At 68.9% G+C, this 10,900-nt stretch carries 9 protein-coding genes; 3 read left to right on the top strand and 6 right to left on the bottom strand.

Annotated elements, in window-relative coordinates; translation table 11 throughout:
- The coding region (locus ABFS34_04040; protein ID MEN8374596.1) for an HD-GYP domain-containing protein at positions 1 to 818 on the top strand (818 nt) is incomplete at its 5' end.
- Between the two features lie 6 nt (positions 819 to 824).
- Here the strand turns inward: ABFS34_04040 and ABFS34_04035 are convergent.
- On the bottom strand, positions 825 to 1,601 hold the full coding sequence (locus tag ABFS34_04035) for an AraC family transcriptional regulator (protein ID MEN8374595.1): 777 nt from the start codon (positions 1,599 to 1,601) through the stop codon (positions 825 to 827).
- A 164-nt stretch (positions 1,602 to 1,765) separates the two neighbouring features.
- Here ABFS34_04035 and ABFS34_04030 point away from each other — a divergent pair, with 164 nt between their 5' ends.
- Positions 1,766 to 3,025 carry a 6-bladed beta-propeller gene (locus ABFS34_04030; protein MEN8374594.1) on the top strand — a complete coding sequence of 420 codons (1,260 nt, stop codon included), beginning with the start codon at positions 1,766 to 1,768 and terminating at the stop codon, positions 3,023 to 3,025.
- A 66-nt stretch (positions 3,026 to 3,091) separates the two neighbouring features.
- A complete protein-coding gene (locus ABFS34_04025; protein MEN8374593.1) occupies positions 3,092 to 4,984 on the top strand; it encodes a DUF4153 domain-containing protein in 1,893 nt (630 codons plus the stop codon).
- 25 nt (positions 4,985 to 5,009) lie between these two features.
- Here ABFS34_04025 and ABFS34_04020 read toward each other — a convergent pair whose 3' ends face one another.
- From ABFS34_04020 to ABFS34_04000, 5 genes are all read right to left on the bottom strand, one after another.
- On the bottom strand, positions 5,010 to 6,440 hold the full coding sequence (locus tag ABFS34_04020) for a hypothetical protein (protein ID MEN8374592.1): 1,431 nt from the start codon (positions 6,438 to 6,440) through the stop codon (positions 5,010 to 5,012).
- The gene (locus ABFS34_04015) at positions 6,440 to 7,288 is read right to left on the bottom strand and encodes an SDR family oxidoreductase (GenBank protein ID MEN8374591.1); all 849 of its coding nucleotides are present in this window, start codon (positions 7,286 to 7,288) and stop codon (positions 6,440 to 6,442) included. The genes ABFS34_04020 and ABFS34_04015 overlap by 1 nt, the downstream gene beginning before the upstream one ends.
- 251 nt (positions 7,289 to 7,539) lie before the next feature.
- Entirely contained in the window at positions 7,540 to 8,535 is a 996-nt protein-coding gene (locus ABFS34_04010; protein MEN8374590.1) for a hypothetical protein, read from the bottom strand.
- A gap of 112 nt (positions 8,536 to 8,647) precedes the next feature.
- Positions 8,648 to 9,868: a hypothetical protein gene (locus tag ABFS34_04005; GenBank protein ID MEN8374589.1), complete on the bottom strand. Its 1,221-nt coding sequence runs from the start codon at positions 9,866 to 9,868 to the stop codon at positions 8,648 to 8,650.
- A gap of 116 nt (positions 9,869 to 9,984) precedes the next feature.
- Positions 9,985 to 10,797 (bottom strand): sulfotransferase, encoded by an 813-nt coding sequence (locus ABFS34_04000; GenBank protein MEN8374588.1) that lies wholly within the window; start codon positions 10,795 to 10,797, stop codon positions 9,985 to 9,987.
- Positions 10,798 to 10,900: the final 103 nt, after the last annotated feature.

Raw genomic sequence — 10,900 nt, 5'->3', positions numbered from 1 at the left:
AGGAAATGCCGGTCGGCGAGGCCGCCAAGAAGGTGTTCGGCGCCACGGGGGCCAACCTGCTGTACGATTTTCTCGTCAGCCCCATCGCGCTGATCACGGCGGTTTTGTACTGGGAGCTGTCCTGGTTCGGGATTCTCCTGGTGATTCTGCCGCTGCTGTTGATCAGGTACTCGTACATCTCCAAGAGTCAGTTGGAGCACGCCAACCGGGCGCTGCTCAACGTCCTGATCAAGACGATCGAAACACGTGATCCGTATACTTCGGGGCACTCGATTCGGGTGTCCACGCTGGCCGGGTGGATTGCGGAGGAGCTGAAGGTGGCGTCGCGGCAGATCGAGGACATCCGAACTGCGGCCTTGCTCCACGACATCGGCAAGATCGAGCCTACGTTCGCGCAGATCATTCGCAAACCCGGGGTTCTTACGGACGAGGAGTACGAGATCATTCGCGCCCACGCGGTCAAGGGCGCCGAGCTGCTGCGCGAGTTGACCAACCTGCCGGACGAGGTGATCCGGGGGGTCCGCAATCACCACGAGCGGTTCGATGGCACGGGGTATCCGGACAAGGTCGCGGGGCTGGAAATACCCCTGTCCTCGCGCATCATCATGATGTGCGATTCGCTGGACGCAATGTTGTCCGATCGTCCGTACCGGAAGGCGCTCAGCCAGGACGCCGTGCGAGACGAGCTGGACAGGTGTTCGAGCACGCAGTTCGATCCCGACGTGGTCCAGGCCGTCATCGACGGCGACATCATCACCAAGGCCGTTGCGCTGGTTCCGAAGCCTACGCCGGAAGAGGCGGCGATGGCCGGCTTCTGACGCCCATTAGTTGAGCCGGTATCGACCGGCATCGATGCCTCCGCGCTGCATTTCCGACCGGATCCAGGACTCCACCACCCACTCCCAACCCAGCCGCTCTCTCACGTCCGAGGGGCGTACGCCCAGCAACCGCTTCATCTGATTGCTCATGGTGAAGCCATCCGGGTAGGCGGCCCGCATGGCTATCCTGTTGATGGGTATCCGGTCCGAGTTCTGGATCTGGACGACGACGTGCATCAGTCGCCCGAACTGGAGCCAGTGGGAGGGTGCGGGTAGGCCCGCTCCGGAAAACACGCGCCCCAGCGTGCGCCGCGACGTGTACATGCGGCGCGAAAGCGCGGAGATGGACCGCGTGGTGGGCGATAGCTCGATGATGCGCGTCACCTCCTCGCGCACGCGCAGCGTGGGCAGCAGGCTGCGGAAGCGGAGGTGGTCCACCAGGGACCGCGGGACGTTGGGCGGGATCTGGGCCAGCAGGTACCGGAGGCGGTCGGGCGTCACCAGGCGCCTGGTAGGCAGCACGATGCGCGGGCGCAGGGAAGGCAGCTCCTCGATCAGCGGCACGGCGGGCTCGATTTCGTCGGCGGGTGGAAGCACCACTGCGAGCGGAAGGAAAGCCGGCCGGGTCAGGACGTACGCCATGTCCGCCTGCTGCGCGGCGGCGTCCTCCAGCCGCCATACGACGAGGCAGCCGCACTCCGAGGGCCAAGGATCCGCGGCGCGCAGCGGCTCCAGGTGGGTGTACGGGTAACGTAGCAACGCGAGCGTCGTGTCGGTCTGCACGGGTCGCCTCCTGGTAGGCGGGATAGTAGAGACCAGAGTGGGCGACCCCGATCATCGACCGATCAACACCACCGGCCGGACGCCCCGGGCAACCCCTCGGCTGGGTTCCCGCATCCCACCGCCGTTCGCTGGGCAATCACACCCGATCACGGGAGGAAGAGGACATGCTGCCGTTCCTCAAACGGTTGGCCGGGTCGGCGCAGGCGCTGGCCCTCGTGCTACTGCCAGCGGCGGCTGCCGGGCAGCAGACCGTAGACATGCCTGGTGAGGACCGGGCGTTGGCCGGGCAGATCGAAGATCTCTGGTCGGTGGGCGTCGCGGAGGGCGCCGATCACGAGATGTTCTCCAACGTCGCGGCGGTCGCGTTCGACACGGACGGCTACCTGTACGTGGCCGACCGCGACAACGGGCGCGTGCAGGTGTTCGATCGCGACGGGTCCTTCGTGCGGCAGATAGGCAAGAAGGGCCAGGGTCCCGGCGAGTTGGGCCAGCCCTTGGCCCTGACCCTCACCGCCGATGGCAAGATCGTCGTGGCCGACGTCGGCCGCGGTGCCTTCAGCATCTTTACTCGCGATGGCGAATTCGAACGCAACGTGCTGTTCGGCGCCGCCGTGGGGCCGTTCGTTCGGCAAATGCACTACCACTCGGGCGGTGGCGTCGTCGTGCCGGGGGCGCGCTTCAGGTTCGGAGGCGGCGGCCCCGGTCCGGGTGGAGGGGCGTCCGAAAAGCAGGCCATCCTGCATCACGATCTCGCCGAGGGGAGCGAAGCCCGCGTGGTCTACGAGGCCGACGCGCCGCAGATGCAGGTACGTACCAGCGGATCGGCGGACAACCGCACGGTGATGGTTTCGGCGCCGCCCGTGTTCGCGCCCGACGTGGACTGGGCCGTCCTGCCCGGCGGTGGCTTGATCGTCTCCAACGGAGTGGAGTACGCCATCACGGTGGTGTCCCCGGACGGACAGGTGTCCCACCGGCTGGCTCGGCCGATCGAGGCCCGGCCCGTCTCCGAGGCCGATCGCGAGGCGGCCCGCGAGCAGCGGCGACAGGCCATGTCCAGCGGGCAGGGGATGATCCGCGTCGAGGCCAACAACGGCAATCGCAGCACCTCGGTGGGGGGCTCAGCCAGCGACGCCATGATCAGGCGGGCGCTCGAGAACATGAATTTCGCCGAGACCGTCCCGGCGATCCAGGATATCGAGACCTTGCCGGGTGGCAGGATCTGGGTGATTCGCGCGCCCGACGCGGGCGTGGACGCGGGGCCGATCGACGTGATCGATGCCGACGGCACGTACCGCGGCACGCTACCGGCGGGGACGACCGTGCCGGTGGCGTTCGCGTCCGATGGACGTGCCGCGTATATCGAGCGGGACGAGTGGGACGTGGCACAGGTCGTCGTACGCAGGCTGCCGGCGGCCTGGCGCTAAAGCCCTCCTGCCGGTGAGCAGACGGAGGGCGTCCCGTGGGGATCGCCCTTCGTCTCGGGAGGTGGCATGAGCAGGATTCTCGCCGGCCTACAGGCCTACGCGGCCGACGCACGCGCCGCTCTCCGCTACGCACCGGTCGAAGTCGCGATGGGCTGGCTCATCGCGGCGTCGGCATCCTGGGCCATCGCGGTCGACAACGCGGACGTCCTGGAGACGTGGACCCGGTTGGGCATCGCGGTCGCGATCGCGCTGTTCCCCACTTTCGGGGCGAGCATCTTGCGCGCGGCCGACGCCATACCCGCGCGCCGCCGCTGGCTGATCACGGCGTTCGCGCTGGCCGTGGGGTCGCTCTACGGCGCGTTCTTCTTCCAGATGGTGCTGGCCGAGGCGTGGCGCAGCTGGCTGCTGGTGGGCGCGTCCGCCGCGTCGCTGGCGCTCGTGCCCATCCTGATGCCGCGTTCGCGCGATCGAGCGGTCGCCGAGACCCCGTGGAACGCACTGTCAGAGGAGCGGGGACGGTTCTGGATCTTCTCCCTGCGCGTCCTGACCCGGGTGACGACGGTCTACGGCATGGCGATCCTGCTGGCCATCGGCCTGTCGGTCGCGATCGCCGCGGTGGATACGCTGTTCGACCTGTCGGCCGCCGACGTCGACACCTACCTGCACCTCTTTTCGTTCGTCGTCATAGGGGTGGGCACGTGGGCCATGGCGGGTGGCGCGCCGGAGCTGGCCGCCGAGGTGGAGGTGGACCGCGAGTTGGCCCTCGTGCGCGCGCGGCGCCTGGGCCTCTATCTGCTCCTGCCTCTGCTGCTGGTCTACACGGGCATCCTGTACGCCTACATGGTCCGCATGGCGGTACTCCAGGAAGTGCCGCAGAACCTGGTGTCCCCGCTCGTGCTCGTCGCGGGCGCCCTGTGGCTGATCGGCGCGCTCGTCCTGGAGCCGTTCCACTGGCTGGAGGAGCCCCCGCTGGCGGCGCGCATCGTGCGCGTCTACCCGTGGGTGGCGATCCCGCTGGTCGCGCTGGGCGGTTGGGCTCTTTGGCTTCGCGTAGAGCAGTATGCTTGGACCGAGTTTCGCTTCGTGCGCATGATGGCGATCGCGGGCCTCGGCGCGCTGGCCATCGTCGGCATAGTCCGTTCCCTGAAGCACAAGCCGCCCCTGCTTCGCGAGATCCCCCTGACGGTGTCTTTCCTCTTGCTGGTGTCGGCCGTCGGCCCATGGGGTGCGCCGGCGTCCGCGCTGCGCAGTCAGAGAGCCCGGCTCGCCGAGCTGGCTCCAGGCATCGAATCGGCGGCGGCGGACACCTCCGCCACGACGCGTGCGCCGAGCGACGAGGAGGAGTCCGCGGCCAACATCGTTCGCTACCTGCGCGACCACTTCGGCGAAGGAGCGCTGGAGGGGGTGGTGAGCGAGCCGGTGCTGGTGCACCTGGAGCGCGCGGGCCTGCTGTGGGGAGCCGGAACGGTGGGCGTCGACGGCGAGCGCTTCGTCGAGTTGTTCGTTTCGCCCAGAGAGCCGCGCGGAATTCCGGGCGTCCCCGGCGGGACGCTCTATCGCTTCAGCGCCTTCCAGCGAGGCGCGGCGGGCAGGCGGGGAAGCCGCCTGGCGGGGGACAGCCTGTTTGCGGTCCTGGCGGACATGCAGGTGCGACTGGAGGGTGGCAGCACGCCCATGCGGATCGATCTGGAGGCCGCGACCCGGGCGGTGTTGGCGAGCGCGTTCCAGTCGGAAGAGGCCGCGCCGGACGACTCGGGGCCGCGGCTGGGGTCCGCGTCCCGGGCGGCCGAGCTCGCCGCGGACGAGGCGCTAGTGCCTGTCCTGGGCGCTGAGGACGCGGTGGTGGGCGCGGCCGTCATCGAGACGATGTCGGTGAGGGTCGCGGCGAGCGGGGAGTTCGAGGGAGCCCTGGTCACCAACGTCTCCGGCCTGCTGATCCTGAGCGAAGACCTGCCGTAGGAGGTCGTGCGGGAGGGTGGGCCGGTCAGTCCTCGGTTTCCAGCCGCAGGTCCGTCCATACGCCGGCCCAGCCGGGTGCGGCGTAGACGCCCCAGTGTCCGCGTGGGTCGAAGCCCGCTACGCGCGCCACCAGCGGGCCGTCGAGCCACGCCCCACCCGCGTCGGAGCCGACGCCGACCGAACTGAACCGGACGGTGATGGAGGAGAGACCCGAGACCTCGGTTTCCGCCACCTCGATGCGAAACCGCAGCGTGCCGTCGGTACGTGGAGCGGCCGCGCTGGCGACGCTCCGCGACGCCGTCACCACGCCGGCGCGAGCTTCCTCCAGCCGCACAGCGACGGAGTCGCGGGCGAATTCCACGAGTACGCGTCGTCCCCCGGAGTTCCCCACGATCACTCCCACCGCCGCCTGCCGGTCAGAGCCCCGCGCGGCGCTCAGTGACCCCACGATGGCATAGCGGCCGGCCGCTGCGGGCCGGGTGGCGAGGACCCTGACGGCGCCCCGCGGCAGGCCAGCGTGGGGGAAACGCCGTCCTCCCGCGAAGCCTCTGAGCTCCAGCCGCCGCCCGGTCGCCGCCGCGTCCATCACGTAGTCGGCGAAGCCCCCGTCCAGCTCGCCGAAGCGGTCGCTGCCGGCACGCACCAGCGCCGCCAACGAGTCCGGCAAGTCGTCCGCCCCGAGCCGCGCCGCGGCGTACGCCGTGAGCGACCCCAGGAGGTCCGGCTCGCGCTCGGCGAGGTACGCGAAAAAGAGCGCCCGCACCGCGTAGTCGAAGGGAGTGCGGACTTCGTCGCGGCCCTCGACGAGTAGCTCACTGGCGCGGGGCAGCAACCCGTTGCGCAGCAGCGAATACGCGCGCCACGTCTGGATCGCCAGGCGTGGGCCTTCGTCCCCCGGGTAGAGGTCGAGCTCGCGGCCGACCCATCGCTCGACCGCCTGCGCGACCCCCTCGGAGAGCCAATCCGGCGCTCTGGGAGGACCCTCCGCAGCCGCCGACATGGTCAGGTGCGTGGCCTCGTGAGTGATCAGCCTGAGCGTCTCCGCCGGGAGTCCGGATCGGCCGAGCGCGGCCGGCGAAACGGGGGGAAGCAGCTCTATGAACGCGGCTCGCCTTTGCGGACTCGAGATCGCGCCCGCTTCCTCCAGGCGCCCGTCCCCCAATCTTGCCGACACGGCGCGAAAGGCCTCGCGTCGATAGAGCCGCAGCACGGGAGGCCTCCGGTACGCGCTGTCGGGGAGGGACAGCAGCTCCGCAGCGCGGGCCCACGCGAGTTCCGCCACGCCCAACGCCTCGGCGGCGCCGGCGCCGCAGTCGAAATGGCACGCCACCCGAAAGTGTGGGCCGACGGCGGCCGACTCCTCCCCCACATCGGGCAGCGGGTCGCTGGGCGGTGCGCCGCCACACGCCACCGACGCGAGCAGCGCCAAAGAGCCGACGCCGCGGCTGCTCCACATCACTTGTCCGGCCGCAGCGCCCGAAAGATCGCCTTGAGGTCCTCGCGCGGGCGAGAGACGAGCGAGTTGAACTCGCCGCCCGAGGCGAGCGTCCTGCCGCCGTCGATCGTGACGCAGTCTCCCGTGATGTAGGCCCCGGCATTGGATAGCAGAAACGCCGCCAGCTCGGCTAGCTCGGGGTGCTCTCCGAAACGCCCGAGCGGTATCCGCGCGAGCGCCTCCCGCTCCAGGTCGGGTGTCGGCATCAGGCGACTCCAGGCGCCCTCCGTGGGGAAGGGGCCCGGCGCGATGGCGTTCACGCGAATCCCGTAGGTGGCCCACTCCACCGCCAGCGAGCGAGTCATGGAAAGCACGCCGCCCTTGCCCGCCGCCGACGGCACCACGAAGGCCGACCCCGTATGCGCGTACGTGGTCAGGATGTTCACGATGGCGCCGCCGCCGGCCTCGATCATCCTGCGTCCGGTGGCCAGGGTAGCGTGAAAAGTGCCGTGCAGGACTATGCGCACGACCGCGTCGAAGGCGTTGGGGGAGAGGTCCTCGGTGGCCGCCAGGAAATTGCCCGCGGCGTTGTTGACCAGGCCGTCCGGCGGGCCCAGCGCCTCGGCGGCGCCGGCTACCCACGCATCGACCGCTTGGAAGTCGCGCACGTCGCACACCGAGCCGTGGACCCGGTTCGCGGCCGTCTCGCGCAACTCGCTCAGCGCTTCCCTCAGACGTGCCTCGTCCCGCCCGCACACGGACACCCCGCCGCCCAACTCCAGAAAGCGCCGCGCCATGGACAGGCCCAGCCCGGCGGTCCCACCGCTGACGAGAATGACGCGACCTTGCAGGGAATCGTTGGACAACATGGTCCAAGTCTACCGGAAGGACCCCCGGCCTAGCGAGCCCGGCAATTGAGCGCCGGCACGACGCAAAAAAAATCGGGGGCCGGCCATCACCCCAGGAAGATGACCGAACCCCCGGAACAGGCGCCGCCGAGTAACCCTTCGGCTGCGACCTGAACATGCGGCCATGGACGCCGCCCAGCCGTATCTATCCTTCAGACTCCCGGAGCCGCGAAATGGTTGCGAGCGCGCTCCCTACGCGGATCCGCGCCTCCCTAGCGACGCCGCGGCAGATCCACGACGCCCGTCACGTTGCTGTGGTCGATCGACCCCGAACCGTCCCGGCGCACGCGGAAGTCGCCGCGCACGTCTCGTACTACGATGCTCCCCGAGCTGTCGCTGATGGTCACGGACTGGCCGACGTCGTGAACGCGCAGCTCGCCGGAGCCGTCGTCGATGTCGACGTCGCCCATGACGCGCTCGATGCGCACGCTGCCCGAGCCGTCGTCGACCTCCAGATCCCCCTCTATGTCCTCGAGCCGGAGCGATCCGGAGCCGTCATCGATCTCCACGCGCCCGGTGACGTTGGTGAGCACCAACTCGCCCGAACCGTCGTCGATGCGCACGTCGCCGCTGATGTCATGGGCGTCGATCGCGCCCGAGCCGTCGTGAATCACGAGGGCGCCGACGCCGGACACGTCGATGAAGCCCGAGCCGTCGTCGATTCCCAGGGGCATCCCGGCGGGGACCGCGACAACCAGGTTGATGCGCGCGTAGTAGTCTCCCCACCAGGAGCCGTCCCCATCCTCGGGGTAGTGCGTATCGAGCCGCAGTCGCCGGCTGCCTTCCACCAGCTCCGCGTCGAGCTCGTCCAGGAGGTCCTCGTGGGAAGCGCAGAATTCGGCTTCCACTTCCACCTCGGTGAGTCCCGGACGGCCCTCGACGCGCAGGTCGCCGGCTCCGGACGCGATCGCGAGGAGGTCCACACCGCTCGCGCCCACCCGCAGCGTGCGTACGTCGCGGTGGTCGCACTCGTCCGCGCGATACGCATCGCCGTAGCCGAACGCGCGCGTCCGTTCCAGGGACACGGCGCGCTCGAGCGCCGCCACGGGGCCATCGACCATCGACCGGGCGTGCCCCACCGCGAGGGTGTGCACCTCACTGGCATCCTGGAGCCCGAAGGACATCGCGTGCGCGCCGCCGGAATGAATCTCCGCACGTGACGCGGCGCCGATGGCGAGGGTGGCCAGGACTGCGATGGCGATTTTCATGACAATCTCCCTGGGGATGCGAACGGGGCACTATCGGGCCCCGCCCAGCCTAACGAAGAGTCAGGAGGTCCATTCTGTGATGCCGCGTCGCGCCGTGGGGTTCAAACGCGACTCAGCCGTCGAAACGGACGACGCGGAATTCCTCCCAGTCGAGCATGGTCACGGTCCCCGCCGCGTCGGTGACGAAGATGCCCTTGTTGTGCTCGTCTACGTCGTTCGATCCGCTCATCTCGAACGTGCGTCCGTCGTGGAGCGTGACCTGGGCGGAGTCGTCGTCCAGCCGCTCGATGGACGCGACGTTGCCGAGCTCGATGTCCATTTCCACGTACGCGGCTTCGCCGTCCAGGGCTTCCCAGGTGAACTCCTCGTCGTTGTCCCAGCGGATGGTCCCCTTGAGCTCTCTGCCGTCCTCCGTCTCCACGGTGCCCCGGAGTCGCCGGCCGCCGTCGAAGCGAGAGCGTGGCGCGGCGTCCGCGGGCGCGGGCTCGAAGGTGACGTCCAGGAACTCGTCCCAGTCCACGGTTACCTGACCCAACTGCGGGTCGGCTACGATTATGCCGCGGTTGTCGTCGTCCACGTCGTTGGAGTCTTTGAGCACGATCTCTTCGCCGTTGGCCAGCGTGATCCTCGCGCCCGAGCTGCTGAAGCGCTGGATCGAGCCGATGTTGGCGAACGGGATCTCCCGGTCGCGGCCCTTCTCGTCGCCGTCCAGCACGTCGGTGGTGAGGATCTCGTCCGAGTCCCAAGCGATGAACCCGGTGAACGCATGCCCCTCCTGCGTGCGTAGCGTGCCGTACAGCCGCTGCGCCAGCGGGGCCGCGTCGGCCGGAGCGTCGGAGAACTCGACCCGGTCCAGGTCGCGCCAGTCCACCTCGACGGTCCCGCGCATGGGATCCTCGACGGTCAGCTCCATACCGCCGCCGATGTCCGAGGAGCCTCCATCGAACTCCACCACCTCGCCGGAGAGCAGGACGATCTCGGCGCGCCCGCCGCGCTGGCGCTCCAGGGAGGCAATGTGCCCGAATCGAAGTCCTGAAGAGGCCTGGTCGGATCCGTCGTCGTCGAAGGAAATGCGGATGCCCAGGATCGAGAATCCCCGGGAGCGCCGGCCGGACATCTCGCGCGCCTGGTCCCGGTGCTCGGGGTCCAGGCGCTTGTTTCCGTTCAGGAAATCGGACCAGCTACCCTCGTTGTCGGTCCAACGGATGAAGCCCTCGTAGGTGTCGCCGTCGTCCGTGGTGACGACGCCGTACATGCGGTCGGTGTGGGACGGTGCCTGCTGTGTCTGGACGGGCGCAGCGGCCGCCATGGCCAGCGCAACGGAAAGCCACATGATCTGGATCCTCCACAAGCCGGATTCGCTCTCGCGGGCATCCCTACGGGCGCGCCGGAATCAGGTTTCAGGGGCGCGGTGCCTAGTGTGCCTACGGGGACTTCTGCAACGGTACACTACACGCTCCAGCCTTCGAACTTCTTGCCTGTGAGCGAGCGAAGCGCTTCGGCGTCCGCGTGTAGCACCCCAGCGATGCGATCCCGCACGACGGGCGACATCGCGGCGTCCTCGATGGGCCGAGGCGCCCCGAGATAGGCCGGCAGCAGCGGACGCAGCGCCTTTCTCAGCCGCACGCTGGGGACGAATCGGTCCATGCGGGCCGGCCGCTCCTTGATCGAGGAGACGTGGTGCAGCCGATCGAACGCTGGGGCCTCGAATGCGGGGTCCGCGCCCACGAAGTCGAACACGTCCCGCAGCGTCCGCCGCCTATCCGACCGGAGTTCGTTCGAGTCCACGAACAGCACGTCGTCCAGTCCGTAGTACGACAGAAACGCCCTGATCTGATAGTGGTACTGGCTGGTCCGCACGTAGGTGTTCTCGGCTGGATCGGACAGCGCATCGTCCAGCGACGCGCTTTCCCGGCCCTGCGAAACGTTGTGGACCCAATGCGACACGATGCGGTCGATGGGGTCGCGCAGGCAGTAGACCAGCCGGGCGTTCGGCACCGCGGCGTGCATGCGCTCGGGCACCCCGGGAAAGAACTGCCGCTTGGCGTAGTTGGGCGATGACTCGCCGAAGATCGACGGCCCCTCCGGCCCGTCGTACAGGGACTCGTACCACGCGAGGCCCTTGCCGTAGTTGCGCCGGGCCACGAAGAAGTCCGACTCCCGCAGGGAAGCCATGCGGACCTGCGGGTGCTCCGCGAGATAGTAGAAGAGGCTGGTGGTTCCGCCCTTCATCGTCCCGATGATCACAAAAGTCGGTAGCATGCCCGCAATGTCCGCAAGGCGCGGGCCCCGGGGAAGGGCCCGACGACCGTCCGTTCGGGCCGACCATTCTGCCCATTGCCTAAAGAGTTTTCCACAATCAGGT

Source organism: Gemmatimonadota bacterium (assembly GCA_039715185.1).
GTDB lineage: Bacteria > Gemmatimonadota > Gemmatimonadetes > Longimicrobiales > RSA9 > DATHRK01.
This window is presented reverse-complemented; position numbering and strand designations above follow the sequence as displayed.